This window comes from Sulfitobacter sp., assembly GCF_039977885.1.
Taxonomy (GTDB): Bacteria; Pseudomonadota; Alphaproteobacteria; order Rhodobacterales; family Rhodobacteraceae; genus Sulfitobacter.
Map to the genome: position 1 here is coordinate 1 of NZ_JBDWCI010000018.1, position 26,887 is coordinate 26,887.

Genomic DNA, 26,887 nt, shown 5'->3' on the forward strand with positions numbered 1-26,887 from the left:
GAGAGGTACTGGCGGATGTCGCTCAGATCGACGAACCGGTCTATCGAACGCAAAAGGTGGTCTTGTGGAACATGATCTTCCAACGAGAACTCATAAAACAGCGCCGCCTGTGCCTCCTGCTTTGGTCCCATCATCGTCAGAGCCCCCGCTTTTATAGGGGAATTGAATCAGTCAAAGCTCTTCAAATCAACAAGAGTTTTTCAACAAAATTCGCCCTTCACCCCATTACGCGAAGGTGCCTTTCTTTTGATGCTCCGAAATAAGTTCTCTGGCACGTTCAAATTCCGCCGTTCCCTTGACCAACCCGTGCTCGTGATAGCGCAACATAAGGATCAGGTCGTCCGGTTGTGCGTCTGAGCCTGAGGCTTGCTCAAAAGCTTCAAAGACGTCATCGATGTCGTTTTGCCCCATTTTTTGATAGTAGCGTTGCGTTGTGCTGATATCGGTGTGGGCCATGTTCGCAGACCAAGCCGCAGTTTGTTGTAGTGTTTTGCAGTGCTTTAGGCCCAACGCTCCGATGTAGTATTTGACGGAATGAGGAGTGAAGCGTTTCTTAACCAGCTCAGACGCGCAATTGAATGCGTTAGAAACCGCATGAATTGAATTCATTACGGCAATATTGGCAGCGCTTCTTGAACTGGGGTGCGGACGCAAGTCTTTTTCGGCGGGAAAGAGTGCGTCGTCTCCACGAAAGCCTAGAGCCGAGATTTCTTCTAGCCAATCCACCACAACCTTTTCGAAAATCGGGGGTAGGGGGAAAAATTTGGTCCTCCAACTCTTGCTGTTTTTTGTCCGTGAAACCTGGCCATCTTGAATGATTTTTCGCTTTGGGACGTCTATATGTTTGACCCTTAAGGATGTAGTCGTATCCACACGCAGAGCACCAAGAAACGCGACTGAAATCATAGCCCGGTCTCGTCGCGCCTTGATGGTGTCCGTCGGCATCCTTTCAACCATCGCGACGACCTCCTTGTCGGTGGGTGTCGGTTTTTCTTCGTCACTAAGGCCTTTCAAATCAAACTTTTTTGGTAAGATAAAATGGCCTGGCAAGGACCTATTCAGGTTTAGGTAGCCACTCTGATCAATCAGCCAATCGAAGAACGCCTTAAGATGCGATGCGCAGTGGCGGACCGTCGACACGCTGCGTTTGTTGTCTCGATCACTCTCAACGCTCATTTTAAGACTGTCGCGGAATGCTGAAACATCGTCCGTTTTAATCTTCCCAAATGACTTTCCGTGAAAGAAAGCCTCGAATTCACGGATAAACGCGAGCTTCGCGCTGATCGTTTTGGCGTCGTAACGCCCGGCAAACTGAAGCCATCGATGTATGATGCGGTCATTCTCGAAGTAGATACCGTCGTTTTCTGATACCTTACTTTTCACAAGACCAACTGGGTCCGGTTCATCTCCTTCGTCTAGCGACACCAAGGTGGTATTGGTATTGATGCAATATGAAATCTTGTCCCAATCTGTCTCATTCACTCGCTTTTGAACCACGCATTCGCAGCTTGGGCAGCGAGCCCAAACGCCTCCAGAACCATTTTTCAGTGGATATAGTTCAAGCGAAGTCAGATCAGGAAAAATCCGCTCTTTGCATTTAAAGCATTTGAACTGACCAATCCGAAGAGTGCCCGTGGTCGCCAGACGCCTTGTCTGGTGAAACCGCTTAATCTCGGCCCCACTGAAGATATATGGTTTGTGGCCGTCAGACGGACGGAGTCCCTCAGCGACCCAATTCGAAGCCGTATTCCGTGTAATGCCAAAGAGCTGCATCAGATCTTCGACTGTGTATACGAAGTGTTTCTTGGGCCTTATTCTTTTGTAAGATCTGCTCATGATGCTCGCCCTTTGGCTAGAAGGCCTTTCGCACCTTTGCGGATCTTGGGCCGCTTGGTTGGCGTACCGCCGGAAGCGCCTGCTTCAAATGCAAGAAGCTCGGTTTCCGACCAGCGGCTTGTGCCTGGGGATAGTTTGATTGGCGCAGGAAACCGGTCGTCTGTTTTGACCCAGCGCCATACGGTGGAACGTCCCACACCGTAGCGTTTTGTGACGTCATCAATTGATAGAAATCGCGAGGCGATCACGGATGCTTGAGTGCGCTTAGTCTTTTCTGCTTTCGGCTTATTTGACTGGGTAGCCTTCTTTGGCTGAGGCTTTAGATCAAACAAATCACCTTGCAATTGCTGTGAGCTAGGAGGGGCTTTAGTCACGAACCTGCCCCCCAAGCCCTGCATGTAATTTGAGCCAGGCGAAAATATGGTGACGGTGCCCAAGTCGTGCAGCGACCCAGAGATAAGCGTCAAGGAAAGTAAGTGATGGTATCGCTGTCGCAAGTGCGATGAGTTCTGAGACCGCCATTAGTCTTGACCCCGATGCGATGGATCAATCCGGTTGGTTTCAGCCCAAGAGTTCAGATCTGATCCACGATAGATGACTTTGCGACCAAGTTTGTAAAAGGCAGGGCCTCGCAATTTGTGACGCCATTGCGCCAGTTTCTCACGGTCTCCAATGATATCGAGCTCTGGGTCGCCCAAGACATAGTTGCGTTCATTTTCGAAGAGATCTGGCACTTTCGACGTTCCTTACGTTGTATTGGATTACAACGAATGGATGCGACTTAAGCTACGCCTTAAGGGTCCCCGATCTCGAAATCGGGGACCCTTAAGGCTTGATAAATATACAAAATAAATTTGGTCCGCAGCAGCAACATACGGCTTAGACGTACCCTTCGGGCAGTTTTGGCTTAGGGTTTGGCGATATTGTTCAGCTATATGAAGCAGATTCGCCTGCTGTTTGGGGTTTTCCTCAACGAAGTCGATCGCCATTCCTAGATGGGCGACGCCTTTATAGGTGGCCCACACCTTTCTCAGGGTATCTATATCCCTTGCTCCACTCACCGAGTGGTATTTTGCAGCCTCCCGGACTTGCTGCAAAATACCAATTTCAGTTTGAACACCCTCGAACTTGTTGTCCATGATCGAGAGCCAGATGAGTTTTCCGATATGCTCCGCGATGTTGAGACGGCGCTCGGTTTTCTCCTCGTAACGTCGGGCAGTTTGCGAAAATTCATATGCAGATTCGCGGCGTTCAGCTTGTGTCCTAATGCTCCATTGTACGAATTTCGCGTTGTCCGGATTAGTAGCCCAACCACTCCCTCCTTCACCTGCGAGCAAATCAAGTCGGGCTGCCACGGCCTCATGCTTCACATTCTTGATGGCCCGTTCTCTGTTTGCATGTGTTTCTTCGCTTAGCGCCACACGTATCAATTCGACAAAGCCCAGTTCCGGCTCGTTTATTGCAATTGTTAGCATTGATTTAACCTCGGTGCGCTGGTGACAAAATCAGACCACTGCGCCATCAATGCTCGTCTTTTTTCAAGCAAATCGGACCGCGCATAGGCTCTCTCAACCTTTGTGCCCACCTTGTGAGACAGACTTCGTTCTGCCACCTCCCACTGACCGTTGCCGGTCTCAGATACCCAGTCCCGGAACGTTGATCGAAAGCCATGAACGGTAACGCCTTCGACGCTCATTCGGCGCAGCAGCATCAGCATTGCCATGTTGGACAAGGGATGATTGCGCTTCTGCCCTTCAAAGACAAAAGTGGATTTAAGCGCTTTCAAGGGCTCTATGATTTCAAGCATCTGGGCCGTGAGCGGCACACGGTGTTCCTCGTTCCCTTTCATGCGATCCTCCGGGCATGTCCAAACGCCCGCATCAAAGTCGAGCTCTTCCCAACGCATCTTCAAGACCTCAGTTGTGCGCGACCCTGAAAGGCAGGTCAGTCGGAACGCGTTTGCAGCCATAGCGTTCCGGCTCACGAGGTCCGCGTAAAAGGCTGGCACATCCTGCCACGCCATCGCTTTATGATGCTTTACTTTTACCTTCACCTTGGGCAGGACCTGTGCCTCTTTAACCAAAGTCACGGGATTTTCTCCCGACCGAAACCCTTTAGAGCGCGCCACGTCCAGCACAACCTTCATACGTTGCGCCAAGCGTTTCGCTGTTTCATGCTTTTCCGTCCAGATCGGCGCAAGACACATCATCACTTCTGGCTGGTCGATGCTATCAATCGGCATGCGCCCGATCTTAGGAAATGCGTAATCGCGGAGGGTATTGATCCATTGTTGACCGTGTTTTGCATTTTTCCACGTTGGCAGGCGCTCAATGTGGACCTGTTGTGCGACCTCTTCAAACGTGGGAACCTCGCGGGTTGCATTGAAACGTGGGTTCAGCCCTTGCTTTGCCATGCGGCGATACTCGAGCGCTCTCTCGCGAGCTTGGTTGATCGTGACAATATCTGCACCGCCAAGCCCAAAGTCCGTGCGCAGTGGTGCGCCCTTTCTGTTCTTCTGGCCTTTCACGACCACACGTACAATCCAACGGCGCGCACCTGAGGGGTCGACTACCAAATATAGACCATTACCGTCGCCATGCCGCCCAGCGCCGAGATTCTCGACCAGCTTCTTTGTCAGTTTTCCGGATAGCGCCATCTAAAAATACCACATTCCATACCACTCAATGAATGATAATAGACGTAATTCGAAGAAACTCAAGGCAACCGGTGAGTGCTGGTAAGTTCCTGAAAATATATGAAAAAGGCCACTCAAAGTGGGCCATTCAAATTCAATAAAAAGGTGTGGTGGCGGAGAGACAGGGATTCGAACCCTGGGAACCCTTTAGAGGCTCAACGGTTTTCGAAACCGTCCCGTTCGACCACTCCGGCACCTCTCCGCGGGGATCGTGGGTCGGCGTTTAGAATGGATTGGCAGGGCAGGCAAGGGGGTACGCGCGCATCTTTGCGCATCTTGCGTATTTTACGTTGCAGCGACTGGAAGAAGGGCTACCTTTGGTCCGAACTCTAAAGATTAGACCTTTATAAGGAACGCTCATGCGACTGATACGTCAAACCGTGATGATCCCGTTGATGATGGGCCTGTTGGCTCTTTCAGCATTACAGGCCACGGCCCAACAACCCGAACAGGCGGACGTGGAAGAGTTTCTTGAGGTGACCGGGTTTGATGTAGCGCTGGAAAGTATTCGACTATCGGCAGATTCCGCTCCGCAGATGCTTGGGCTACAGGCGGATGATTTCGGGTCCGAATGGCAGCGGTTGGTGCGCGAGGTTTTTGATACTGAATTGATGCACGACATGGCCACTGAAATTCTGGGCAAGGCGCTCACGCCCGAGCTGTTGACCCACGCCACCGATTTTTACGCATCCGATTTGGGTAAGCGTTTGGTTGTTGTCGAGAACAGCTCGCATATGGTGGAGGATGACGATCTGAAATCGGAAAGCGGTAGCCAGATTATCGAAGGGCTGGAAGGGATCGGATCGCCGCGGGTGGCGATTTTGGAACGGCTGAATGCAGCAAGCGGAAGTGAAGAGACATCGCTGCGCTCTATTCAGGAGGTCCAGATCCGCTTTTTGTTGGCCGCTGCCGGTGCCGGGGTGATTGAATTGCAAATGGATGAAGCCGACATGCGCGCGGCAATGGATAGCCAGTCCGACGAGCTGCGCGCGTCACTACGCCAAAGCGCGCTTGAGGGCGCGGCCTTTACCTATCAGGCATTTTCCGACGACGAGCTGGTGAGCTATGCCGAAGAACTGGAAGATCCGATGATGAAGAAGGTCTATGAGCTGATGAATGCCGTGCAATATGAGATCATGGCAAACAGGTTTGAAGCCGTCGCTGACCGTCTGCGTGTGATGCAGCCTAGTCAGGACTTGTGAGCATGCGCAGGCTTGTTGCTGCCGCGTTGGTTGTCGTAATGGCGCTCCCGCTTTGGGCGGGGGCGCTTTGGGCAGGCGCGCGCCATACGGTTCTGATGGACGTTCTACAAATCCGTGAGCTCAGCGGCATCTTGCACGAGGAAGGGCTTAAATTCGGCACCCAGTTGAATGAGGAATGGCTTGGCGGGCAGGGCGGTCAGGGCTGGTCACAACAAGTTGCGGCGATTTATGCGCCTGACCGTATCAGCGAAGGCATCCGCGCAGGGCTTGAGCCTGCGCTTGAGGGCGAAGTGCTGGAGGAGGCGATCGTTTTTTTTGCCTCCGATCTGGGGCAAAAGGTTATCATGCTCGAGAATGCAGCCCGCCGTGCGATGGCTGATGAGAGCGTTGATGGCCAAGCGCGTGCGAAATATCTCGAAATCAAAGGAAGCGCAGACCCGAGGCTCGCGCAGATTGACCGGATGATTGACGCGGGCGATTTGATTAACCGCAATGTTACATCGGCGCTGAATTCCAACTATCAATTTCTGCGCGCCTTGGTGGATGGCGATGTCTACCTGATGGACGATGAAGAAATTCTAGAGGACGTTCTGGGAGAGCGCGACGCCATTACCGAGGATACGACGATCTGGTTGGGGGCGTTTTTCAGTCTTGCCTATAGCCCTTTGTCCCTTGAAGAACTGACGACTTATGCCGATTTTTCCGAAACGGCGGCGGGCAAGGCGCTTAATAATGGCTTCTTTGCGGGGTTCGATCCACTGTATGAGGATATCTCCTATGCGCTGGGGCGTGCGATGGCTTTAAATATGGCCGCGGAAGAGCTTTAGTCCGGCGCGGTGAGCAGTTTCGGGCAAAGGTGCTTGACTTACATCTGTAATCACCCGATAAGCCGCGGACCCGACAGGCCCTGCCTGCGTTCGGGTTTTGTTTTAATGACGCCCCCGGGGCGCGCTGTTCGAGGTGGATGAGGGTGCGGCCCTGTCCAAAACGCCCTTAACCGGGGACCACAGAACGCGAAAGAAGTGAAGGAAGACCTATGTTTGCGGTCCTGAAAACAGGCGGTAAGCAATATAAAGTTCAAGCCGGCGATGTGCTGCGCGTTGAACGTATTGCGGCATCTGCCGGTGAGACTGTTCAATTCAACGAAGTGCTGATGCTTGGTGGTGACAACCCACAAGTTGGCGCGCCTATGATCGAAGACGCCGGCGTTCAAGCCGAAGTTGTTGATCAGATCAAAGGTGAAAAAGTAATTCACTTCGTAAAACGCCGCCGGAAGCACTCTTCCAAGCGTACCAAGGGTCACCGTCAAAAGCTGACTCTGGTTAAGATCACAGATATTCTGGCGTCTGGCGCAGGTAAATCCGGTGTTGCAGCCGCGATTGGCACCGGTTCCGTTTCTGCCGCAGCTGTGGCCGCAATCACCGGTAAATCCGCTGATGCAGCTGCACCTGCGAAGAAAGCCAAAGCAGCCAAGCCTGCAAAAGCCGAGGCACCTGCCAAAGCTGAAAAGCCTAAAGCAGCCAAGAAAGCAGCGAAATCCGAGGGCGACGATTTGTCCAAGATTTCCGGTGTTGGTCCCGTTATCGTGGGCAAGCTGCATGACGCAGGCATCACCACATTCGCACAGATCGCGGCGTGGACTGATGCAGACGTAGAAGAGATCGAAGAGAAACTGTCGTTCAAAGGTCGTGTGGGTCGTGAAGACTGGATCGCACAGGCTAAAGAATTGGCTAAAGGCTAAGGAGAGACCTAATGGCACATAAAAAAGCAGGCGGTTCATCCCGTAACGGTCGCGACTCAGCTGGTCGCCGCCTTGGTGTGAAGAAATATGGCGGCGAAGCCGTTATTCCCGGCAACATCGTCGTGCGTCAGCGCGGCACCAAATTCTGGCCTGGCCAGAATGTTGGCATGGGCAAGGATCACACGATCTTTGCAACTGTTGAGGGTAGCGTTCAGTTCCACAAGGGCCTGAAAAACCGCACATTTATCTCCATCGTACCGGCGGCAGAAGCTGCTGAATAAGCCGTACCTGTAGATGAATAATTCAGGGGATCGGCGGAAACGCCGGTCCCTTTTTTATGTTTTACCGAAAGCGCATCATGACTGATCGCATCATCACCCCGCGCCTCACGTTAAGGCGGTATGCTCGCCGTGACGCGGCGCGTGTTGCTGTGTTGATTGGTGAATGGGATGTGGCACGTTGGCTTTTGCATGTGCCTTATCCCTACGCTGAAGCGGACGCCCATACCTTTATCGAGAGATCGCAGCAGGCAGGCCCGCATATCTATGCCATCACCCTAAAGGATACGGTCATCGGTGGCATTTCTATCAAAGATGAACTTGGGTATTGGCTGGGCAAAGCTTTCTGGGGGAAGGGTTTTGCCACTGAAGCCGCGCGCGCGTTGATCCAGCGATATTTCGCAGGCCGGAGCGATGATTTGCGGTCTGGTTATATCATTGGCAACTGGGCGTCATGTAATGTCCTAACCAAGTTGGGATTTGCCAAGACCCACGTCAAAGAGTTGCATTGCGCGGCCTTAAACAAACCTGTTCGGGTGCAAAAGATGATCCTGTCGTCAGATGCACTGCAGGCCTGTCAGGGAGCTGTCTAATTATGCCCTTGTCGCCCAGTTGCTACATGGGGTCTCTTCGCCGGAATGCGGACAGGACCATGCCCGTTGAAGTGGTTGTAGATAGCTGTTTCGCTCCCATTTTTATGTGGATACCGGTCGCTTTGCCGTTTGGGTCCGTTTTATTCGTTCTATTTGCCTGAGGAGGTGCATATGGAAACCTCAACCCTTCAGCCCACCCTTAAGACTGATCGTTTTGCCTTGCGGCCCGTTCGGCAGTCTGACCTTGCGCTGATCGAACATTACGCCGCTGATAAGCGTCTCGCTGTGCAAACCACGCGTATTCCGCATCCGCTGCCACCGGGAGTGATTGCAGCGTTCATCGACCGTGCGCTTGCGCCTGACCGGGTCGAGGACGTTTGGGTGATTGATGGCGGCGCGCCGGACCGTGAAGAGATCATGGGTGTTGTGAGCCTGACCTGCCTTGACCGGAACCAGTCCGAAATTGGCTATTGGGTGGCACCGCCATTCTGGAATACGCATCTGGCTTCGGAGGCGGTGCAGGCGATTGTTGCCGGTAACCCGCAGGGGTCCGATACAATGTTCGCAAGTGTCTTTCATGACAACCCGGCCTCTGCCAAGGTCTTGACGAACGCGGGATTTGCCTATCTGGGTGATGCTGAAACCTTTTGCCTTGCCCGCGAGACAACCGTGCCGACGTGGACATACAGCCTCAAGCTGCGCTAAATAATTAGGATATCTGATGAAATTCCTCGACCTTACGAAAGTTTACATTCGATCCGGCGCTGGCGGCGGGGGGTGTGTCTCGTTCCGGCGGGAAAAATACATCGAATACGGCGGCCCTGATGGCGGTGACGGTGGCGGTGGTGGCTCGGTCTGGGCCGAGGCGGTTGACGGGCTGAATACGCTGATTGATTTCCGCTACCAGCAGCACTTTTTCGCGAAAAACGGGCAGCCCGGTATGGGCAAGCAGCGCACAGGCAAGGACGGCGACGATATCGTTCTGCGTGTCCCTGTGGGCACCGAAATTCTGGACGAAGACCAGGAGACCGTCATCGCCGATATGACCGAGCTTGGCCAACGGGTGCAGCTGGCGCGCGGCGGGAATGGCGGCTGGGGCAACCTGCATTTCAAATCCGCCACCAACCAGGCGCCGCGTCGGTCGAACCCCGGACAAGACGGGGTTGAGCGTACGCTTTGGCTACGGCTCAAGCTGATTGCCGATGTGGGTCTGTTGGGGCTACCCAATGCGGGCAAGTCTACGTTCCTTGCGGCAACCTCCAATGCGCGCCCCAAGGTAGCGGATTACCCGTTTACCACCTTGCACCCCAACCTTGGCGTTGTGGGCGTGGATAATGCAGAATTCGTCATTGCGGATATTCCCGGTCTGATCGAAGGAGCCCATGAGGGCCGTGGCCTAGGGCACCGTTTCCTTGGCCATGTGGAGCGTTGCTCGGTCCTGATGCATCTGGTGGATGGCACCTCAGAGACAATGGTTGAGGATTACCACACGATCATTGGCGAGCTGGAGGCATATGGCGGAGAACTTGCCGACCGGCCGCGGATCACAGTGCTGAACAAGATCGACGCACTAGATGAGGAAGAGCTTGCAAGTGCTTGTGCTGAATTGAAAAAGGCAAGTGGCGGAGCTGTGATGCAGATGTCTGCAGTAGCGCGGACCAATACGGTCGAGGTCTTGCGTGCGCTTCGTTCTCAGATCGATGATGACCGCATAAAGCAGAAATCCTCGGAGGAGGACGTGCCTTGGCGACCCTAAGCAATGCCCGCCGTGTCGTGATCAAGATCGGTTCGGCGCTTTTGGTGGACCGCGACAGTGGCAGCTTGCGCGCTGACTGGCTTGCCGCGCTGGCCCAAGATGTTGTTTGGCTCAAAGGGCAGGGGACCGATGTTGTGCTGGTCTCTTCGGGCTCGATTGCTCTGGGGCGTGGCGTGCTTGGGCTTGGCCTTGGCTCGCTTGCGTTGGAGCAATCACAGGCCGCTGCTGCAGTAGGGCAGATCCGGCTCGCCCGTGCATATGAGGAAGCGCTGGCGCCGCATGGCATCACCACCGCGCAGGTACTGGTCACGCTGGAGGACAGTGCGAACCGGCGCCGCTATCTCAATAGCCGCGCCACGCTCGAGACACTGCTGGGGCTTGGTGCTGTGCCGATTGTGAATGAGAATGATACGGTCGCTACGGATGAAATCCGCTTTGGGGACAATGACCGGCTTGCCGCACAGATTGCTGTGACGGTTGGCGCGGATAAGCTGGTGCTGCTGTCGGATGTGGATGGGTTCTATACCGCCAATCCGGCGGATGATCCGACAGCCACGCGGTTTGACGTGATCGACGCGATCACACCGCAGATCGAGGCGATGGCAGGTGATGCAGGATCGGGCCTGAGCAAAGGCGGCATGAAGACCAAGCTGATGGCGGCCAAAACGGCGGTTTCGGCGGGCTGTGCGATGGCGATTACAGACGGGTTTTGCCTGCGGCCTCTGACGGCTTTGACGGGTGGAGCACCGTCGACATGGTTTTCTGCACAAACGGACCCGCAAGCGGCGCGAAAGGGCTGGATCGCGGCGATAAAACCCATGGGCACGCTGACGCTTGATAAGGGGGCTGTTGCAGCCTTGGGGCGCGGCAAAAGCCTTTTGCCTGCGGGTATCACTGCAGTCACCGGTCATTTTGAGCGGGGTGATGCGGTGGCGATTATCGGGCCGGATGGCGCGGGGATCGGTTCGGGGCTGGCGCGCTATTCCGCTGCCGAGGCGGGGCTGATCAAGGGGCATCAAAGCGCCGAAATCGAGGCCTTGCTGGGCTATCCGGGCCGTGCGGCATTGATCCACCGTGATGATATGGCCCTTTAAGACAAAGGACAAAAAGATGACCCAAAACCAGGATATTGCCACTGTAATGGCTGACATCGGCGCCCGCGCCAAAGCGGCCGCTGCGCAACTTGCTATAGCCAGCGCCGAGCGTAAACATGCGGCACTCATCTCGGCAGCGGACGCGGTTTGGTCCGCGCGGGAAGATATCTATGCAGCGAACGCGCAGGATATGGAATTCGGGACACAAAAAGGGTTGAGCCCTGCGATGCTCGACCGGCTCAAGCTGGACGAAGACCGTCTGCGCGGGATCATCGACGGGCTGCGTGCTATTGCCGAACAGGCCGATCCTGTGGGCGAAGTGATGGCCGAATGGGAGCAGCCAAGCGGGCTACATATCCGCCGCGTTCGGACCCCGTTAGGCGTGATTGGCGTTATCTATGAATCCCGTCCCAATGTGACAACAGATGCGGGCGCGCTTTGCCTGAAGGCCGGCAATGCCGTCATTCTGCGTGGCGGGTCAGAAAGTTTTCATTCAAGCCGTGCGCTGCATGCGTGTTTGCAGCAGGGCTTGCGTGATGCGGGGCTACCCGAGGATGCAGTGCAATTGGTGCCTACCCGCGATCGGGCTGCCGTACAGGAAATGCTGACCATGACCGATACGATTGACGTGATCGTGCCGCGCGGGGGCAAGGGGTTGGTGGGTTTGGTGCAACGCGAGGCCCGCGTGCCGGTGTTTGCCCATCTGGAAGGGGTCGTGCACATCTATATCGATAAAGAGGCCGACCCCGAAAAAGTGCTCAAGGTTGTGCTGAATGCCAAAACGCGGCGCACCGGAATTTGTGGTGCTGCTGAATGCCTGCTGATCCACCGTGATGTGGTGGCAACCATCGGCCAGGGTGTGGTCCGTGCCTTGATTGATGCAGGGGTCGAAGTGCGCGCGGATGCGAAATTGGCCGATATTGCAGGCACCTCACCAGCCGCGCAGGCCGATTGGGGGCAGGAATATCTGGATATGATCATCGCGGCCAAAGTGGTGGATAGCCTTGAAGATGCGATGGATCACATCCGCTCTTATGGCTCCAACCACACGGATTGCATTCTGACCGAAGATCCACAGGCCGCGCAGACCTTTATGAATACGGTTGATAGCGCGATTATCATGCATAACGCCTCCACCCAATTTGCAGATGGGGGCGAATTTGGCATGGGAGCTGAAATCGGCATTGCTACGGGAAAAATGCACGCCCGTGGACCGGTCGGCGCGCAGCAGCTTACCAGCTTTAAATATCTGGTAAGCGGCGACGGTGCCGTACGGGCCTAAATGGTGAGGGTGAGGGTTGTCTCGTCTTTTTCGACGGTAATCTCGCGCCCTTCATCCTTGGCGATCAAAGGCATCAGGCCGAATTGAACATGAGCGGCGCGCAGATTTTGCGGGCCTGCATCCCCTTGAAACTGGGCCCATAGTTCTGGATCAAAGTTGAATTTATCCGCATGGCCGGTCAACACAAGCCGGTCCCCGTTCTGGATGACTTCGATCCGGCCGCCAAACGGCATACTGGTTTCCAGACAGAGCAACGCCAGAAACCCCAAACGCAAGTCGCCCCGCATCATTCCGTCCAACGGCCCCCATGCCACGGACAGGCGCGGACCATTGTAGATATCTTTCAGTATCGACATGATTTCAGGGCGCCCGACGGTTTGCTCTCCTGCTGCGCCAAAGGCGATGCGGAAGAAACGGATGCGCGCGCTGGCGCTTTGCACGCTTTCGCTGATCAACGCCATTTCCGGACTGGTGGAGGTACTGCTCATCTCCAGCAGCTCAATCCCGTTGTTGATAGCGCCAATCGGGGATATCAGATCATGACAGATACGGCTGCCAATAAGGGCTGCGAAATTGGTGTCTTTACCCATCAGACGACACTCCCGGTTTTGAAGGATATTGTTATGGAAGATCTCAATGCAATTGCCACCCCGGGGATGTTGGTACGGCACCCTGACAAACCGGACTGGGGCGTGGGGCAGGTACAAAGCAACATAGGTGGCAAACTCACAGTTAATTTCAGGGACGCTGGCAAAGTCGTGATAGACAGCGCGCGCGTTGGCATGATGCCTGTTTACAAAGATGATTAATCTGACATCAGGGTTAATTATAGGTAACTACCTACCATCCTTTTGGAGAACTACCATACCAGAATGTCGAATTAATGACTAAATCATCCCTATTGAGTAAAAAGAGTAGAGTTCAATGACTTCTGTTTCAAGGACAATACGCATGCGTATGGGCTGTAATCTTGCGCAAAGCGCCTGCGTTTAAGGGAACAATCGCGTGGTGGCAGAAGAATTTACCGTCAAGTTGGCCGAAACCGCACAAGAGCTGCAGGCAGCCCAACGTTTGCGGTATGAGGTTTTTGTAGAGGAGTTGGGCGGTGACGGCGCATTGGTCGATCACATGGCTCGACTGGAAAAGGACCGCTTTGATCCTTTTTATGATCATATGATCATTATGCCTGCAGGAAGCGCGCAGGTTGTAGGGGTCTACCGTATGTTACCACCGAACGCAGCAAGGGCAGCGGGTGAGTATTATTCAGAAGCGGAATATGATCTGGAACCGCTCAGGACTTCGGGGCGCCGGCTGTTGGAGTTGGGGCGCTCGTGCCTGCATCGCGACTACCGAGGGGGGGCTGCGATGCACCACCTTTGGGCGGCACTGGCGCGCTATATTGTTGAGCACCGGATCGAGCTGCTGTTTGGCGTGGCAAGTTTTGTTGGCACGGACACAAAGGCACTCGCGGCACCGTTGTCGTTGCTACATCATCGACATCTTGCGCCGGCCGATTTGCGGGTGCGTGCCCGCGCGCCCTTTGTTGCGATGGACATCATCAATGAGCAGCAGTTGGATCGCCGCGCGGCGATGTTGGAGATCCCCAGCCTGATCAAGGCCTACCTACGTTTGGGAGGCTGCGTGGGCGAGGGGGCTTTTGTGGATCATAGATTTAACACGACAGATGTTTGTCTGATTATGGACACCCGCCAGATGAGCATGCGTCAAAGCCGCATCTACGCAGGGGCCCAGGCATGAGCGTACAATGGAACAGCGATACCTATCCGCAAAGGCCGACCCTGACGGCCCGCGACTGGCTTCGTGTGATCTGGCGCGCTGCTGCTTTGGGGGGGCTGGTTTTCGGTGGGCTTGCGGTTTTGTTGCTCTGCCGATTGTTTGAACGCCCTTTGTGTGGGCTGCGCCGACCGGTGACGCCTTATATCACCCAATTTGTCTGCCGCGGGGCTTTTCTGATCCTCGGGATCACCTTGCATGTACGCGGAGCCCCCATGACAGCGCGGGGCGCTGTGGTGGCCAATCATTCAAGCTGGCTGGATATTTTTGCGCTTAACGCGGGCAAGCGTGTATATTTCGTGTCGAAATCCGAAGTGGCCGATTGGCCCGGTATCGGCTGGTTGGCGCGGGCGACGGGCACTGTTTTTATCGAACGCAACCGCGCGCAGGCCAAATCCCAAACCGAAATTTTCGAGGCGCGGCTTTTGGCGGGTCACAAGCTGTTGTTTTTTCCTGAAGGGACCAGCACCGATGGGCTACGGGTGTTGCCGTTCAAGACAACGCTGTTTCAATCCTTCTTTGCCGACGGGCTGCGGGAAGCATTATCGATCCAGCCAGTGACGTTGCGGTATAAGGCACCCGAGGGCATAGATTCGCGGGTTTACGGCTGGTGGGGGGATATGGATTTTGCACCACATCTGCTTGCGACACTTGGCCTTGCCTGTCAGGGGGAGGTCGAAGTCATATACGGCACACCGCTTAAAGTGGCTGAATTTACCGACCGTAAGGCGCTTGCAAAGGCCTGCGAGGAAGCGATCCGGCAGGCCTTGTTGTTGGAGAGTCCGGTTAGTTGGTGAACCCGAAGGCGTCGTCAGGAACAGGCCGCATTTTGCCGCTGACGTCCCAGTCCATCATCAGACAAGCAGAGCCTTTCCGCTGGAAATAAGTCGCCTCGACCGCGTACCAACCAGCCGAGGGTACTTCGACTTCGACTTCGCCTGTCCGCTCACAGCCACGCACCTCATCCGCAAGTGCGACCTGCTGGCCGCCGATTTTCGCGTCCAAGCCATCATTGCTAAAGAAATCAACGGTATAGATACCCGCTTCTTCAAAATGGACATAGCCGGAAATATCGGCAGCGACCTTTGTTGTTTCGCCAGATGTTAAAACCGTTTCTTCGGGGTCTGTATCCAGATAGGACAGCCCGCGCAAAGGCGCGCCGGGTTTGGCCTTTGTCAGCTTGCTGCGCGCGGCGTCCAGATCGCGACCGCCTGCGCCTGTGGCATAAGCGACCGAAAGACCCGCTTGCAGCCCCTCTGGTTGTGGATCGGCAAGGGTAAGGGTTAGCGGTTCCGCAAGAACCGAGGTTGAGGCCAGTCCGATAATTGCGGTTGTGATAAGCAGTTTCATGGTATTTTCTTTCTTTATCCCCGTTGTTGGAAAATAGTCTGCCGAGTCAAAAGCCGTTTGTCCATCATAACCACGAAGTCATGTTTGTCTCTTGCATAGGCTGCCTTACCGCCGTATACGCGCGCTACTTAAACCCGCAATCGGGGTTGGGCCTTTGGGGGAGAAATCCTCAAACGTCCGCCGGTTGGCAGCATATGCTGTCATACCCCCGATGAGGCTAAACCGGAAAGGTAATACCGACATGGCTCTTCCTGAGTTCTCCATGCGCCAACTGCTTGAAGCAGGCGTACACTTTGGCCACCAGACACAGCGCTGGAACCCACGCATGGGTCCGTACATCTACGGCGCGCGTAACGGCATCCACATCATGGACCTGACACAGACCGTCCCAATGCTTGAGGACGCGCTGAAGATCATCCGTGACACCGTCGCTAAAGGCGGCAGCGTTCTTTTCGTTGGCACCAAGCGTCAGGCAGCACAGCCGATCGCAGATGCCGCAGAGAAATGCGCACAATATTACATGAACCACCGCTGGCTCGGCGGCACACTGACCAACTGGCAGACCGTGTCCAAATCCATCCAGCGTCTGAAAACCATCGACGAGCAGTCCGAGATCGGTTTTGCCGGCCTGACGAAAAAAGAGCGTCTGGGCATGGAACGCGACCAAGCCAAGCTGGAAGCCTCTTTGGGTGGTATCCGTGAAATGGGCGGCCGTCCTGACCTGATCTTTGTTATCGACGTACGCAAAGAACAGCTGGCCATCGCAGAAGCCAACAAACTGGGTATCCCAGTTGTGGCTGTGGTTGACACCAACTGCTCGCCTGACGGCATCGACTATATCATCCCGGGTAACGACGACGCGGCACGCGCCATTGCTCTGTACACCGATCTGGCTGCACGTGCGGCTCTTGACGGCATGTCCGCTCAATTGGGCGCCGCTGGCGTTGATCTGGGTGCGATGGAAGAAGCACCTGTTGAAGAAGCCGTTGCTGAAGAAGCACCTGCCGCGAGCTAAAGCTGTCACAGGCTTGTAACACGGGGCAGGGTACAACCTGCCTCGACTGTACACCTTAGAATAGGAGATCCATAGCGATGGCAATTACAGCATCTATGGTCAAAGAACTCCGCGCGCAGACCGGCGCGGGCATGATGGACGCGAAAAAAGCGCTGACAGAAAACAATGGCGACATGGACGCCTCTGTTGATTGGCTGCGCACCAAAGGTCTGGCAAAAGCCGCCAAGAAATCCGGCCGCACCGCGGCAGAGGGTCTTGTCGCAGTCAGCGTTGACGGTGGCCGCGGTGTTGCGGTTGAAGTCAACTCCGAGACAGACTTTGTTGGCAAAAACGCCGACTTCCAGAAAATGGTTGCAGGCATTGCAACTGTAGCGACCGGCGTTGCAGATATTGACGCGCTGAAAGCGGCTGACATGGACGGCAAGTCCGTTGAGCAGACCGTGACAGACGCCGTTGCTGTGATCGGCGAAAACATGTCCGTACGTCGCATGTCCGCGATCGAAGGCGACACTGTTGTATCCTACGTACACAACGCTGCTGCACCTGGCATGGGTAAAATCGGTGTTCTGGTTGCAATGACCGGCGGCGACGATGCGTTTGGCAAACAGGTTGCAATGCACATCGCTGCTGTGAACCCGGCCTCGTTGTCTGAAGACGATCTTGACCCCGCAGTGGTCGAGAAAGAAAAGCAGGTTCAGATCGACATCGCGCGCGAATCCGGCAAGCCGGAAGCAGTGATCGAGAAAATGATCGTTGGCCGTATGAAGAAATACATGGCCGAAGTGACCTTGTTGAACCAGTCTTTCGTTGTGAACCCTGACCTGACCGTTGGCGCGGCTGCTGCTGAAGCAGGTGCGACTATTTCCGGTTTTGTTCGCCTCGAAGTTGGCGAAGGCATCGAAGTCGTCAAAGAAGACTTTGCCGCAGAAGTTGCAAAAGTAAGCCAAAGCTAAACTTTTGATATCATCTACGACTAAGAAAGGCGGTGCAGCAAATGCGCCGCCTTTTTTGTATGCGGCTCAATAAACTGCGCAAGTCTCAGGGTAGGGGTGTTATAGGGCAGGCGGCTAAAATACCCCCATAAATGAACAACGCGGCTTCCCGTTTGGAAAGCCGCGCTGCGCAATTAGCCCCATTGAAAACATCAACTCCGGGGAGAGACGAGACCTTTTGCATCGGCAGATGGTGCCACAGGGGCGTCCAACCACACGAAAACCCGATAGAGCCCTGTAATTGCAGAGATAATCGAGCCTCTCACCAACCTAGCTAAGCCTTAATGGTTTGGTAACCGGAATGTCGCTCACTTCCCGTCATAGGGGAAGTCAGGTATTCCGTACCTTTCGAATTTAATTTAGATTTCAGCGGTCTAGGATAAACATTTGATTGGCAAATGCCGCTTTCATGACCGCATGCGCTGTGGTTTCAACGTCCAGGGCTTCCCGCGCGAGGCGTAGGTGTTTTTCAACAGTTGCCGCCTTGAGCCCCATCAGAATCGCAATGTCCTGTGTGGTTTTCCCGTGGCCCACCCATTCAAGCACTTCGCGCTGTCTGGGGGTCAAGCTCCGGTTCGGAGCAGTATAGGGCAGGGACAAGATTTTCAGGTGAACGATATTGTTCATCAAGGCAATGTCTGTCCCGTGGACGGCCCATGTCGCATCAACGTCTTCCTGCTCGATCCCCGCTTTTGCGGTTAATGCGATTGCACCTTTTGTGCGAACTGAAGTTGATTGAAAACTTATGGTATATCCCGCAGTTACACCCATTTCTTTGTTGAACTCCAGAACGCGGGCCTCTTCAGGAGTGAGCGTCTGGCTGTTCTTCATCTCAGCTAGTAATTTCCAGCTGCGTGCCCCTTGATTGGCCAAGGCCCAATGGACCATCGGCGCGTGAAAGTAATGGCCTTCGTCTATGAAAACAGAGGTGTATTCAGGGCTGTGATTGGTCAGCAGAATAAAATCGCTCGGATCGCCCAATGAGGTCGACGTGCGGTAACGGGTGAAACCGTAAAGCAACCGATCAAAGCCGAACTCGGCCATTTTATCGACATGCATATCCCAAAGCTCTTCGATGCTTTGGCTGTCCGCAACATCTATGAGGTACTCACGTAATCTCACGGTGTGGACAGCCTGACATGAAGAGCGTCCAGCGCCATCAGATAGCCTTGGGCTCCAAATCCGCAGATCTGGCCGATGGCGACTTTGGACAGGTACGAGACATGGCGGAATGGCTCACGCGCGTGGATGTTGCTTAAGTGGACTTCGACCATGGGTAGCTCGACCGAGGCGACCGCATCCATGAGCGCAATGGAAGTATGGGTATAGGCACCGGCGTTGATGACCAAACCGTCATGGACAGATTTGGCCGCGTGAATAGCGTCGATCATCACACCTTCGTGGTTCGATTGCGCAAATTCGACCGACAGGCCCAGTTCAGCAGCACGGACAGCACAAGCAGCTTCAACATCTGCCAGAGTGGTTGATCCGTAAACTTCCGGTTGGCGTGTGCCTAACAGGTTGAGGTTTGGGCCGTTGAGAACAAGAACCGAAGCCATGAAGTATCCAATGCAAAAAAGATTACAAATTTTGCCAGTATGATGCAGGGCTGTCCAGTGTTTAGGTCATGTTCCGGCAATGCGCATATATGTTTCTCTACATATAAGGGTAGCAAAATCCAAATGGTAAGGGGTTAAAAAATGCCGTTTACGTTACCTTGATGGGCACAGGTGCCGGTTATCTTACGTCAGCGCAACTGTGGTATGTATTTATTTAACATAATACTGATTATGCAGAATTTGGATATGCGCGAATAGGCCTGAACGAGTGTGCTCAATTCAATCCCCCCGAGCCGGTATTGAAGTTCAGCTCGGGGTTCTGAGGAATGCTGTTCAGCCTAAAGCGTAGCCGCTGCCACGCACTGTGCGGATGGGATCTGTTCCACCTCCGCCGGCCAGCGCCTTGCGTAGCCGTGCGATATGGACATCCACGGTGCGCGTGTCCACGTAGATGTCGCGGCCCCAAACGGTATCGAGCAGCTGATCGCGGCTATAAACCCGTCCCGGTTTCTCCATCAATGTCGCGAGCAACCGATACTCTGTCGGCCCCAGCTTGATCTCATGCTCCGACCGGATCACACGGTGGGTCTCTGCGTTTAGCATGATATCTTCAAACGTCAGCATCGCCCCCGAAGCCGCTGGTCGAACGCGGCGCAATTGTGTGCGCACACGGGCCATCAGCTCACGCAGGTTATAGGGTTTAACGATGTAATCGTCCGCACCGGTATCAAGGCCGCGTACGGCGTCGACTTCCTCTGACCGTGCGCTGAGCATGATCACAGGTATGTCTTTTGTATCGGTGCGCGTTTTTACCCTTCGGCAGACTTCGATGCCGGACAATAGCGGCATCATCCAATCAAGGATGATAAGGTCTGGTGCGGCCTCATCAATGAGGATCATAGCCTCTTCACCATTATCCGCGCTGCGCACCGCATAACCTTCGGCTTCAAGGTTATATGCCAGAACTTCACGCTGTGCCGGTTCGTCTTCGACCAGCAAAACTTGAATTTTGTCTACCGACATCGCTTCATACCTGCGTATTGATAGAGGTTTCATCCGCCTTCGGGCGCGCCTCATCCGGGTGCGTGCCGGTCACCAGATACACGACCTGTTCGGCCATGGATGTACAGTGATCGCCCATCCGTTCGACGTTTTTGGCAATGAAATGCAAGTGCATACAGGCCGTTATGTTGCGCGGATCTTCGAGCATGAAGGTCAGGAATTCGCGAAACAACGCATTATACATCTGGTCCAGATCCTCATCGCGGGCGATCACGTCAGCGGCCAGATCCGCATCGCGACGGATATAGGCATCCAACGCATCTTTGAGCATTTCTTCGGCCAGTCGCGCCATGCGGCGGATCGCACCGGCGCTGTCATTGACCGGTGGCATCTGCGCCAGAACGCCCGTGCGCTTGGCCATGTTCTTGGCATAGTCGCCAATACGCTCGAGGTTGCCTGATATTTTTATGACGCTCAACACCATGCGAAGGTCAACAGCCGCGGGCGCGCGCAGGGCGATGACGCGTGCGGCATCTTCGTTGATCTGCGATTCAAGCAGGTCGATGGCCTTGTCCCCTGCCCGCACCTTTTCGGCCAGCGGTTCATCGCGGGATTCAAGGCTTTTAGCGGCCAGACGGATGCTGTCTTCGACCAATCCGCCCATCTTCATGATCTGGGCCTGAACCTTTTCAAGGTCGCGGTCAAAGGCAGAGGCGATGTGGTTTTGCTCTTCCATGATCTTAACCGATCCTTCCTGTAATATAGCTTTCTGTGCGCGGGTCTTCGGGCGCGGTAAAGATTTTGTCTGTGTCCCCGAACTCGACAAGGTTGCCGAGGTGGAAGAACGCTGTGCGCTGGCTCACCCGCGCGGCTTGCTGCATCGAGTGGGTGACGATCACAACCGAATAGCTTTGGCGCAGCTCGTCAATCAGCTCTTCGACCTGAGCGGTGGCAATCGGATCCAGCGCTGAACATGGCTCATCCATCAACAGCACTTCAGGTTCAGTGGCCACAGCCCGTGCGATGCACAGACGTTGCTGCTGGCCACCGGATAACCCTGTGCCCGGTGCGTGCAGCCGGTCTTTTACTTCGTTCCAGATAGCACCGCGTTTCAGCGCGCGTTCCACGATCTCGTCCAGCTCGGCCTTGTTGCGGGCCAGCCCGTGAATGCGGGGGCCGTAGGCGACATTGTCATAGATGGATTTGGGAAAGGGGTTCGGCTTTTGGAAAACCATGCCGACCTTGGCGCGCAGTTGCACAGGGTCGACTTTGGGGTCTTTGATATCCTCACCGTCGATCAGGATTTTACCTTCGACGCGGCAGATGTCGATGGTGTCGTTCATCCGGTTGATACAGCGCAGAAAGGTGGATTTTCCGCAGCCTGACGGGCCGATGAAGGCGGTTACAGTCTTATCTTCGATCTCGACGTTGACGTCTTTGATCGCGTGATTTTCACCGTAATAGACCTGCACGCCTTGGGCGGAAATTTTTGAAGTGGTCACGGCTTTTGCCTCCGGTATTTGTGTGTCGTCTCGCATGATGTCTCTCCTTGCTTACCAGCGGCGCTCAAAGCGGCGGCGTAGCATGACTGCGATTGCGTTCATTGTGATCAAGAAGACCAGCAAGATGATGATGCCGCCCCAAGCGCGCTCATAGAACGCAGGGTCAGAGCGTTTGGCCCATTCGTAGATTTGCGCCGGCATGGCAGAGTTCGGGCTCAGCAGGCCCTCACTGATGCTTTCAGGACCGTTGGAGGCGATAAACCCGACCATCCCGATCAGCAGCAAAGGAGCGGTTTCGCCCAAAGCCTGCGCCAGCCCGATGATTGTGCCGGTCAGAATACCAGGCGCCGCAAGGGGCAACACATGGTGGAACACTGATTGCATCTTTGAGGCCCCTACCCCCAATGCCGCGTCGCGGATCGACGGAGGTACGGATTTGAGAGAGGCACGTGTCGAGATGATAATCGTCGGCAATGTCATCAGCGTCAGCACCAGCCCCCCGACAAGCGGAGCGGAGTTTGGCAGGTGCATGTAGTTGATGAACACAGCCAGACCAAGAATACCGAATACGATCGACGGCACCGCAGCGAGGTTCGAGATATTCACCTCGATCACATCGGTAATCCAGTTCTTTGGCGCGAATTCCTCAAGGTAGATCGACGCGGCCACACCAATGGGCAAAGCCAGCGCAAGCACGACCAGCATCATGAAAAGTGACCCGACCATGGACACCCCAATCCCCGCCGCCTCTGGCCGCGCATCAGAGCTGTCTGCCCCTGTGATAAAGGCAAGGTTGAATTTCTTTTCCAGCACACCAGAGGCGATCATCTGGTCAACAAGATCAAGCTGCTCTGCGTTGATGTTTTTGTCGTTGGCAATGCTGGCGCGGGTTACACGCCCTTTGAGATAGCCATCCACACGGCCCGAGGCGAGGAAATCAAACTCCACGGTTTGACCGATCAAACTCGGATCAGCCAGCACCGCATCGCGCATCTGCGCTTCGGCACCTTTGGACAGAATACCTGCCATCTTTTTCGGTGCCAGATCGGATTCCAACGTGCCATCGGCGACCAGTTTCTCAAACGCTGCATTCAGCAATGGTTTATAGCCAAAGGTCGACACTTTCTTGATGTCATCAATATTTCTATTGCCCTTCTTATCGATCTTGGCCGCATCCAATGTCACGGGAACGGTGAGGAACGTCTGTTGAAACGCCCCTGTGCCGCGGCCGACAATGGTGACCAGCAAGATGATCAGCATCAACATCCCGATGGCAATGGCGGTCAGACCGTAAGCTTTGAACCGGGCCTCGGCGCGGTTGCGCTTGGTCGTGCGGGCGTCTTGTTTCAGAAGCGATGTGTGGGTTGCGTCGGTCATTCGTACTGCTCCCGGTATTTACGCACAATATAAAGGGCGATTACGTTCAGACCCAAGGTCAAGACAAACAGCGTGAGGCCAAGGGCAAAGGCCACAAGCGTCTCGGGGCTGGCAAAATCCGTATCACCGGTAAGCTGGCTCACGATGCGGGTGGTGATGGTGGTCATGGCCTCAAAGGGGTTACCCGAGAAGCGCGCAATGGCCCCTGCCCCCAGTACCACGATCATTGTCTCGCCAATGGCGCGTGAGGCTGCCAATAGGATCGCCCCGACGATACCCGGAAGCGCCGCCGGCAGAACCACCTGACGGATCGTTTCAGAGGGTGTGGCCCCCAACCCGTAAGAGCCGTCCCGCAGGCTTTGAGGCACGGCGTTGATGATGTCGTCGCTAAGCGAGGAGACAAAGGGGATCAGCATGATGCCCATGACCAGACCTGCCGTGATGACGGCTGTGGCGCCAGACATCAGCGGCGCACCATCGCGCAGCCCTTCCATGCTCAGAACCCCGGCGCGCCCAAAGATATCCACCAGAAACGGCCCGACTGTCAGCAAGGCAAACAGGCCGTAAACGATGGTCGGGATCCCAGCGAGGATTTCCAAAAGTGGCTTTGCCACCGCGCGCAGTTTAGGGCCTGCGTATTCGCTGAGGTAAATGGCTGCAAACAGGCCAACCGGCACAGCCACCAGCAGCGCGATGATGGAGATGTAGAAGGTCCCCCATAGCAGCGGCAGGATCGACAGCTCACTATTGCCACGAAAGTTCGGTGCCCATGCGCTGCCGAAGAAGAAGTCCTGCCACGGGTGCAGTTTGAAGAAGTTGATCGTCTCAAACGCCATGGACAGTACAATGCCAACGGTTGTCATAATCGCGAGTGAGGCAGCCAGAACCAGCAACGCAAGCACGCCGCGTTCAACCACATTGCGCGCGCGGAACGCAGGATCAGCAGCGCGTAGCGCGAAAAGTAAACCAGCCAGCGCGAGTATGAGCACCAGACCTGAGCGCACCGCATCCCAGCGCGCATCGAGGCTGCGCATCTTCTCTGCGGCGGCCAGCACTTAGGGCTCTACATCAGAGCCAAGTGCCACACCTACGCTGGCCAAAGTAGCACGTAATGTTGCCGGATCATCGCGCAGGGCTGCGATGCTTTGCGCATCCAGCACGCCTTGGCTCAGCGCGATACCAAGCCCGTCTGCTACGCGGTTCACATCGCTCATCACCAGCGATTGCGTGCCCTCTGTCTCAACCGCCGCAGCGGGCAACAGCGGAAGCACCGCATTCTGAATTATCATGGGTTGGGTCAACAACCAGATCACCAGCACGCCAAGTGCGGGGATGGTTGTGAACATGGCGGCAGTCATGCCGTAGTAATTCGGCAGCGAGTGCAAGACACGTGCATCGCCCCCTGCACGCGACATGGCCCGGCTTCGGGCCGTGACATATCCGATGGCAGCAAGCGCCAGCACAACAAGGACAAGGGTGAGAGGGCTACTTAGTAAAGTCATGGTCACAGGGCTCCGCCAATCGGCGCTAAAGGTAAGGGGCCACTTCAAAAGCAGCCCCTTGTCATTTCATTTATTGCATGGGTTTTAGGCCCCGCCACCCATGACGGTCTCGTTGGAAATTGCTTCCTGAGTTTTTTCCAGTTCTGGATCGGATACCAGACCGTATTCGGCCAATGGGCCGTCTGGGCCTGCGATTTCGTCTGCGACGAAGAATTCAGCGAATTCTTTCAGGCCCGGGATGACGCCGATGTGGGCTTTTTTGATGTAGAAGAACAAGGGGCGCGATACAGGGTATTCGCCGGTCGAGATGCTCTCGGTGGAAGGTACAACGTCGGACATTGTTGCAACTTGCAGCTTGTCAGTGTTGTTCTCATAGAAGGCCAGACCGAATACGCCGATGCCGTCTTTGTTGCTTTCGATACGCGCCAGCGTCTCAGTGTAGTCGCCGTCGATGTCTACAGATACGCCATCTGTGCGGATCGCCATGCATGTGCCTTCGGCGGTGTCTTCGTCGATACCTGCGTCAGTCATTGCATGCAGTGCGCCACTGGCTTCACAACCGGCAAGGATCACTTTTTCTTCGAACACTTCGCGTGTGCCGTGCTTGGTGCCCGGGATATAGGCCGCGATAGGCTGTGCGGGGAAGTCAGGGTTTACCTGGTCCCATGTGCTGTAGGTGTTCTTGACCAGTTTGCCGTCAACCATGTGCTCGGCGGCCAGTGCCTTGTACCAGTCTTCTGGCGTGAAGGCGAATTCTGCACCGTTGATGTCGGAGGCGAAAACGATCCCGTCATAGCCAACGCGTACTTCGATGATGTCAGTCACACCGGCTTCGGCGCAGGCTTTGATCTCTTTTTCGCGGATCGCGCGGGACGCGTTTGCAATGTCGATGGTGTTTTCGCCAACACCTTCACAGAAACGCTTGAGACCCGCGGAGGAGCCGCCGGACTCAACAACCGGTGTTGGGAAATCAAAGTTTTCACCAAATGCTTCAGCTACGATGGAAGCGTAGGGCAATACAGTGGAGGAACCGGCAACTTGAACCTGATCACGCGCGGCAGCAGCGGTTGCAGATACGGCAGCAATGGCCAGCGCGGAAGTCGAAAGTTTTACGAAAGACATCTATGTCTCCTGTCAGCAAATAATCCCATCACCCCATGGTGACTTGATGGTGGTCTAAAAGGCCTGTGCTGTGCTTTTGTGACAGTTGTATTACAGTTTTATGACAGGCGGGGATTTTTGTAACAATCATTACCGGAACATTAATCAACAGCAGGCCTATTTGATTGGTAAAAGAACCGTAAATACAGAGCCTTGCCCCAGTTCAGAGGCTATTTTGATCCGGCCGCGGTGGCGGTTCAGAATGTGTTTTACAATGGCAAGCCCAAGCCCGGTCCCGCCTAATGCACGGCTGCGGTGGCTGTCGGCACGGTAGAATCGTTCTGTCAGGCGCGGCAAATGTTGCGGCTCGATTCCCGGCCCCTCGTCGCGCACGCTCACCTGAATACCCGCCGCGCGAAGTGCTGGTATCTCGTCATGTTCTGTCAGGGTGATTGTTACGGGCTTATCCGCGCCACCATATTTGATCGCATTTTCAATCAGGTTTGTGAAAACCTGCATCAGCTGGTCACTATCCCCGCCGATCTGCACCGGATGATCGGGAAGCTGCGGGACCAACGTCACCCCCGCCTCAACGGCCAATGGATTGAGATTGCGCATGGTGGTGGACATAATCGCCACCAGATCGACCTGCCCCGATGGGCGCACCCGCTCGTCCGCCTCGACCCGGCTAAGCGATAGCAAATCACCCACAAGCCGGTTCATGCGTTCGGTTTCTTTGGTCATCGTCTCGAGAAACCGCTCGCGCGCAGTGGCATCATCGCGTGCAGGCCCGCGCAAGGTCTCGATAAAGCCCATCAGCGCTGTCAGCGGTGTGCGTAGCTCATGACTGACATTGGCAACAAAATCACGGCGCATCTGGCTTGCGGCGGCGACATGGCTGATATCCTGAAATGTCACCAGAACCGTGCCGGAATCCCCTACGGCGGTGACAGTCACCGTATAGGTCACGTCATGGCCATCCTCGCGGGTAAGATACTCCGCGGTGCCCTGTGTTCCCTGCGCCAGACAACGTTCAACCACTTCGACCACGGCGGGTTGGCGAAGTACGGTGATGAAATGGCGCCCCTGAGCGGGCAGCCCCAACAGTTTTTGCGCAGTGGCGTTGATTGAAAGGATTTGTTCACCTTGCGCAATTGCCAACGCAGGCAGCGGCACCGCCGCCAGAACATCAGATACAGGCAGCGGGAGTGTCATG

General features: G+C 55.1%; 29 protein-coding genes, 1 tRNA gene and 1 pseudogene. 14 read left to right on the forward strand and 17 right to left on the reverse strand.

Features of this window, described 5'->3' with window-relative positions; all coding sequences use genetic code 11:
• Positions 1–225: 225 nt before the first annotated feature.
• The 6 genes from ABJM03_RS12170 to ABJM03_RS12195 all read right to left on the reverse strand — a co-directional run bounded on the left by ABJM03_RS12170 (position 226) and on the right by ABJM03_RS12195 (position 4,733).
• Entirely contained in the window at positions 226–1,836 is a 1,611-nt protein-coding gene (locus ABJM03_RS12170; RefSeq protein ID WP_348417853.1) for a tyrosine-type recombinase/integrase, read from the reverse strand.
• Entirely contained in the window at positions 1,833–2,210 is a 378-nt protein-coding gene (locus ABJM03_RS12175; RefSeq protein ID WP_348417855.1) for an AlpA family phage regulatory protein, read from the reverse strand. The genes ABJM03_RS12170 and ABJM03_RS12175 overlap by 4 nt, the downstream gene beginning before the upstream one ends.
• A 147-nt stretch (positions 2,211–2,357) precedes the next feature.
• Positions 2,358–2,570, reverse strand: a complete 213-nt coding sequence (locus tag ABJM03_RS12180) for a MerR family transcriptional regulator (protein WP_348417857.1) — start codon at positions 2,568–2,570, stop codon at positions 2,358–2,360.
• A 27-nt stretch (positions 2,571–2,597) separates the two neighbouring features.
• Entirely contained in the window at positions 2,598–3,311 is a 714-nt protein-coding gene (locus tag ABJM03_RS12185; RefSeq protein ID WP_348417859.1) for a hypothetical protein, read from the reverse strand.
• Positions 3,305–4,492, reverse strand: a complete 1,188-nt coding sequence (locus tag ABJM03_RS12190; protein WP_348417861.1) for a tyrosine-type recombinase/integrase — start codon at positions 4,490–4,492, stop codon at positions 3,305–3,307. Before ABJM03_RS12190 ends, ABJM03_RS12185 begins: the two co-directional genes overlap by 7 nt.
• Positions 4,493–4,642: 150 nt before the next feature.
• Positions 4,643–4,733 (reverse strand) — tRNA-Ser (locus ABJM03_RS12195).
• Between the two features lie 157 nt (positions 4,734–4,890).
• Between ABJM03_RS12195 and ABJM03_RS12200 the strand changes: the two genes are divergently transcribed.
• The 9 genes from ABJM03_RS12200 (at position 4,891) to ABJM03_RS12240 (ending at position 12,477) form a co-directional block, all read left to right on the forward strand.
• On the forward strand, positions 4,891–5,733 hold the full coding sequence (locus ABJM03_RS12200; protein WP_348417863.1) for a DUF2059 domain-containing protein: 843 nt from the start codon (positions 4,891–4,893) through the stop codon (positions 5,731–5,733).
• A 2-nt stretch (positions 5,734–5,735) separates the two neighbouring features.
• Positions 5,736–6,560, forward strand: a complete 825-nt coding sequence (locus tag ABJM03_RS12205) for a hypothetical protein (RefSeq protein WP_348417865.1) — start codon at positions 5,736–5,738, stop codon at positions 6,558–6,560.
• A 209-nt stretch (positions 6,561–6,769) separates the two neighbouring features.
• Positions 6,770–7,474: a 50S ribosomal protein L21 gene (locus tag ABJM03_RS12210; RefSeq protein WP_348417867.1), complete on the forward strand. Its 705-nt coding sequence runs from the start codon at positions 6,770–6,772 to the stop codon at positions 7,472–7,474.
• Between the two features lie 11 nt (positions 7,475–7,485).
• On the forward strand, positions 7,486–7,755 hold the full coding sequence (gene rpmA / locus ABJM03_RS12215) for a 50S ribosomal protein L27 (protein WP_348417869.1): 270 nt from the start codon (positions 7,486–7,488) through the stop codon (positions 7,753–7,755).
• Positions 7,756–7,832: 77 nt separating this feature from the next.
• Complete coding sequence (locus ABJM03_RS12220; protein WP_348417871.1) at positions 7,833–8,345, forward strand: GNAT family N-acetyltransferase; 513 nt, start codon at positions 7,833–7,835, stop codon at positions 8,343–8,345.
• 171 nt (positions 8,346–8,516) lie between these two features.
• On the forward strand, positions 8,517–9,050 hold the full coding sequence (locus ABJM03_RS12225) for a GNAT family N-acetyltransferase (protein ID WP_348417873.1): 534 nt from the start codon (positions 8,517–8,519) through the stop codon (positions 9,048–9,050).
• Between the two features lie 16 nt (positions 9,051–9,066).
• Complete coding sequence (obgE, locus tag ABJM03_RS12230) at positions 9,067–10,101, forward strand: GTPase ObgE (protein WP_348417875.1); 1,035 nt, start codon at positions 9,067–9,069, stop codon at positions 10,099–10,101.
• Positions 10,089–11,195 carry a glutamate 5-kinase gene (gene proB, locus ABJM03_RS12235; RefSeq protein ID WP_348417877.1) on the forward strand — a complete coding sequence of 369 codons (1,107 nt, stop codon included), beginning with the start codon at positions 10,089–10,091 and terminating at the stop codon, positions 11,193–11,195. The genes obgE and proB overlap by 13 nt, the downstream gene beginning before the upstream one ends.
• Before the next feature lie 16 nt (positions 11,196–11,211).
• Complete coding sequence (locus ABJM03_RS12240; protein ID WP_348417879.1) at positions 11,212–12,477, forward strand: glutamate-5-semialdehyde dehydrogenase; 1,266 nt, start codon at positions 11,212–11,214, stop codon at positions 12,475–12,477.
• On the opposite strand, the gene ABJM03_RS12245 is transcribed toward ABJM03_RS12240, so the two are convergent.
• A complete protein-coding gene (locus ABJM03_RS12245; RefSeq protein ID WP_348417881.1) occupies positions 12,474–13,067 on the reverse strand; it encodes a histidine phosphotransferase family protein in 594 nt (197 codons plus the stop codon). The two genes, ABJM03_RS12240 and ABJM03_RS12245, sit on opposite strands and share 4 nt — an antisense overlap.
• 33 nt (positions 13,068–13,100) lie before the next feature.
• Between ABJM03_RS12245 and ABJM03_RS12250 the strand changes: the two genes are divergently transcribed.
• From ABJM03_RS12250 to ABJM03_RS12260, 3 genes are all read left to right on the forward strand, one after another.
• Positions 13,101–13,286 (forward strand): DUF3553 domain-containing protein, encoded by a 186-nt coding sequence (locus tag ABJM03_RS12250; protein ID WP_348417884.1) that lies wholly within the window; start codon positions 13,101–13,103, stop codon positions 13,284–13,286.
• Between the two features lie 199 nt (positions 13,287–13,485).
• The gene (locus ABJM03_RS12255; protein ID WP_348418191.1) at positions 13,486–14,235 is read left to right on the forward strand and encodes a GNAT family N-acyltransferase; all 750 of its coding nucleotides are present in this window, start codon (positions 13,486–13,488) and stop codon (positions 14,233–14,235) included.
• Positions 14,232–15,068, forward strand: a complete 837-nt coding sequence (locus tag ABJM03_RS12260) for a lysophospholipid acyltransferase family protein (RefSeq protein WP_348417886.1) — start codon at positions 14,232–14,234, stop codon at positions 15,066–15,068. The genes ABJM03_RS12255 and ABJM03_RS12260 overlap by 4 nt, the downstream gene beginning before the upstream one ends.
• Here the strand turns inward: ABJM03_RS12260 and ABJM03_RS12265 are convergent.
• Complete coding sequence (locus ABJM03_RS12265) at positions 15,058–15,621, reverse strand: hypothetical protein (RefSeq protein ID WP_348417887.1); 564 nt, start codon at positions 15,619–15,621, stop codon at positions 15,058–15,060. The two genes, ABJM03_RS12260 and ABJM03_RS12265, sit on opposite strands and share 11 nt — an antisense overlap.
• Positions 15,622–15,862: 241 nt before the next feature.
• Between ABJM03_RS12265 and rpsB the strand changes: the two genes are divergently transcribed.
• On the forward strand, positions 15,863–16,636 hold the full coding sequence (gene rpsB / locus ABJM03_RS12270) for a 30S ribosomal protein S2 (RefSeq protein ID WP_348417889.1): 774 nt from the start codon (positions 15,863–15,865) through the stop codon (positions 16,634–16,636).
• Positions 16,637–16,713: 77 nt separating this feature from the next.
• Entirely contained in the window at positions 16,714–17,589 is an 876-nt protein-coding gene (gene tsf, locus ABJM03_RS12275; protein WP_348417891.1) for a translation elongation factor Ts, read from the forward strand.
• Between the two features lie 405 nt (positions 17,590–17,994).
• Here tsf and ABJM03_RS12280 read toward each other — a convergent pair whose 3' ends face one another.
• The 9 genes and pseudogenes from ABJM03_RS12280 to ABJM03_RS12320 form a co-directional block, all read right to left on the reverse strand.
• Positions 17,995–18,750, reverse strand: coding sequence for a LuxR family transcriptional regulator (locus tag ABJM03_RS12280; RefSeq protein WP_348417894.1), 756 nt, complete (start codon positions 18,748–18,750; stop codon positions 17,995–17,997).
• A complete protein-coding gene (gene aroQ / locus ABJM03_RS12285; RefSeq protein WP_348417896.1) occupies positions 18,747–19,187 on the reverse strand; it encodes a type II 3-dehydroquinate dehydratase in 441 nt (146 codons plus the stop codon). The genes ABJM03_RS12280 and aroQ overlap by 4 nt, the downstream gene beginning before the upstream one ends.
• Before the next feature lie 333 nt (positions 19,188–19,520).
• The gene (gene phoB / locus ABJM03_RS12290; RefSeq protein WP_348417898.1) at positions 19,521–20,210 is read right to left on the reverse strand and encodes a phosphate regulon transcriptional regulator PhoB; all 690 of its coding nucleotides are present in this window, start codon (positions 20,208–20,210) and stop codon (positions 19,521–19,523) included.
• A gap of 4 nt (positions 20,211–20,214) precedes the next feature.
• Positions 20,215–20,925 (reverse strand): phosphate signaling complex protein PhoU, encoded by a 711-nt coding sequence (gene phoU, locus ABJM03_RS12295; RefSeq protein ID WP_348417900.1) that lies wholly within the window; start codon positions 20,923–20,925, stop codon positions 20,215–20,217.
• Between the two features lie 4 nt (positions 20,926–20,929).
• On the reverse strand, positions 20,930–21,727 hold the full coding sequence (pstB, locus tag ABJM03_RS12300; protein ID WP_348417902.1) for a phosphate ABC transporter ATP-binding protein PstB: 798 nt from the start codon (positions 21,725–21,727) through the stop codon (positions 20,930–20,932).
• A 15-nt stretch (positions 21,728–21,742) separates the two neighbouring features.
• A complete protein-coding gene (pstA, locus tag ABJM03_RS12305) occupies positions 21,743–23,068 on the reverse strand; it encodes a phosphate ABC transporter permease PstA (RefSeq protein ID WP_348417904.1) in 1,326 nt (441 codons plus the stop codon).
• Positions 23,065–24,570 (reverse strand): annotated as a pseudogene (gene pstC / locus ABJM03_RS12310) (phosphate ABC transporter permease subunit PstC). The gene pstA and the pseudogene pstC overlap by 4 nt, the downstream one beginning before the upstream one ends.
• 84 nt (positions 24,571–24,654) lie before the next feature.
• Entirely contained in the window at positions 24,655–25,692 is a 1,038-nt protein-coding gene (locus ABJM03_RS12315) for a substrate-binding domain-containing protein (RefSeq protein ID WP_348417905.1), read from the reverse strand.
• Positions 25,693–25,848: 156 nt separating this feature from the next.
• Positions 25,849–26,886, reverse strand: a complete 1,038-nt coding sequence (locus tag ABJM03_RS12320; RefSeq protein WP_348417907.1) for an ATP-binding protein — start codon at positions 26,884–26,886, stop codon at positions 25,849–25,851.
• Position 26,887 lies beyond the last annotated feature (1 nt).

Excerpts from the sequence above, each read along its gene's own strand:
- pstA (WP_348417904.1), bottom strand. The coding sequence starts at position 23,068 with ATGACCGACGCAACCCACACATCGCTTCTGAAACAAGACGCCCGCACG.
- ABJM03_RS12200 (WP_348417863.1), top strand. The coding sequence starts at position 4,891 with ATGCGACTGATACGTCAAACCGTGATGATCCCGTTGATGATGGGCCTG.
- obgE (WP_348417875.1), top strand. The coding sequence starts at position 9,067 with ATGAAATTCCTCGACCTTACGAAAGTTTACATTCGATCCGGCGCTGGC.
- ABJM03_RS12260 (WP_348417886.1), top strand. The coding sequence starts at position 14,232 with ATGAGCGTACAATGGAACAGCGATACCTATCCGCAAAGGCCGACCCTG.
- ABJM03_RS12210 (WP_348417867.1), top strand. The coding sequence starts at position 6,770 with ATGTTTGCGGTCCTGAAAACAGGCGGTAAGCAATATAAAGTTCAAGCC.
- ABJM03_RS12205 (WP_348417865.1), top strand. The coding sequence starts at position 5,736 with ATGCGCAGGCTTGTTGCTGCCGCGTTGGTTGTCGTAATGGCGCTCCCG.
- ABJM03_RS12320 (WP_348417907.1), bottom strand. The coding sequence starts at position 26,886 with ATGACACTCCCGCTGCCTGTATCTGATGTTCTGGCGGCGGTGCCGCTG.
- rpmA (WP_348417869.1), top strand. The coding sequence starts at position 7,486 with ATGGCACATAAAAAAGCAGGCGGTTCATCCCGTAACGGTCGCGACTCA.
- ABJM03_RS12190 (WP_348417861.1), bottom strand. The coding sequence starts at position 4,492 with ATGGCGCTATCCGGAAAACTGACAAAGAAGCTGGTCGAGAATCTCGGC.
- ABJM03_RS12220 (WP_348417871.1), top strand. The coding sequence starts at position 7,833 with ATGACTGATCGCATCATCACCCCGCGCCTCACGTTAAGGCGGTATGCT.
- ABJM03_RS12185 (WP_348417859.1), bottom strand. The coding sequence starts at position 3,311 with ATGCTAACAATTGCAATAAACGAGCCGGAACTGGGCTTTGTCGAATTG.
- aroQ (WP_348417896.1), bottom strand. The coding sequence starts at position 19,187 with ATGGCTTCGGTTCTTGTTCTCAACGGCCCAAACCTCAACCTGTTAGGC.
- pstB (WP_348417902.1), bottom strand. The coding sequence starts at position 21,727 with ATGCGAGACGACACACAAATACCGGAGGCAAAAGCCGTGACCACTTCA.
- tsf (WP_348417891.1), top strand. The coding sequence starts at position 16,714 with ATGGCAATTACAGCATCTATGGTCAAAGAACTCCGCGCGCAGACCGGC.
- phoB (WP_348417898.1), bottom strand. The coding sequence starts at position 20,210 with ATGTCGGTAGACAAAATTCAAGTTTTGCTGGTCGAAGACGAACCGGCA.
- ABJM03_RS12225 (WP_348417873.1), top strand. The coding sequence starts at position 8,517 with ATGGAAACCTCAACCCTTCAGCCCACCCTTAAGACTGATCGTTTTGCC.
- rpsB (WP_348417889.1), top strand. The coding sequence starts at position 15,863 with ATGGCTCTTCCTGAGTTCTCCATGCGCCAACTGCTTGAAGCAGGCGTA.
- ABJM03_RS12315 (WP_348417905.1), bottom strand. The coding sequence starts at position 25,692 with ATGTCTTTCGTAAAACTTTCGACTTCCGCGCTGGCCATTGCTGCCGTA.
- ABJM03_RS12240 (WP_348417879.1), top strand. The coding sequence starts at position 11,212 with ATGACCCAAAACCAGGATATTGCCACTGTAATGGCTGACATCGGCGCC.
- phoU (WP_348417900.1), bottom strand. The coding sequence starts at position 20,925 with ATGGAAGAGCAAAACCACATCGCCTCTGCCTTTGACCGCGACCTTGAA.
- ABJM03_RS12265 (WP_348417887.1), bottom strand. The coding sequence starts at position 15,621 with ATGAAACTGCTTATCACAACCGCAATTATCGGACTGGCCTCAACCTCG.
- ABJM03_RS12245 (WP_348417881.1), bottom strand. The coding sequence starts at position 13,067 with ATGGGTAAAGACACCAATTTCGCAGCCCTTATTGGCAGCCGTATCTGT.
- ABJM03_RS12250 (WP_348417884.1), top strand. The coding sequence starts at position 13,101 with ATGGAAGATCTCAATGCAATTGCCACCCCGGGGATGTTGGTACGGCAC.
- ABJM03_RS12170 (WP_348417853.1), bottom strand. The coding sequence starts at position 1,836 with ATGAGCAGATCTTACAAAAGAATAAGGCCCAAGAAACACTTCGTATAC.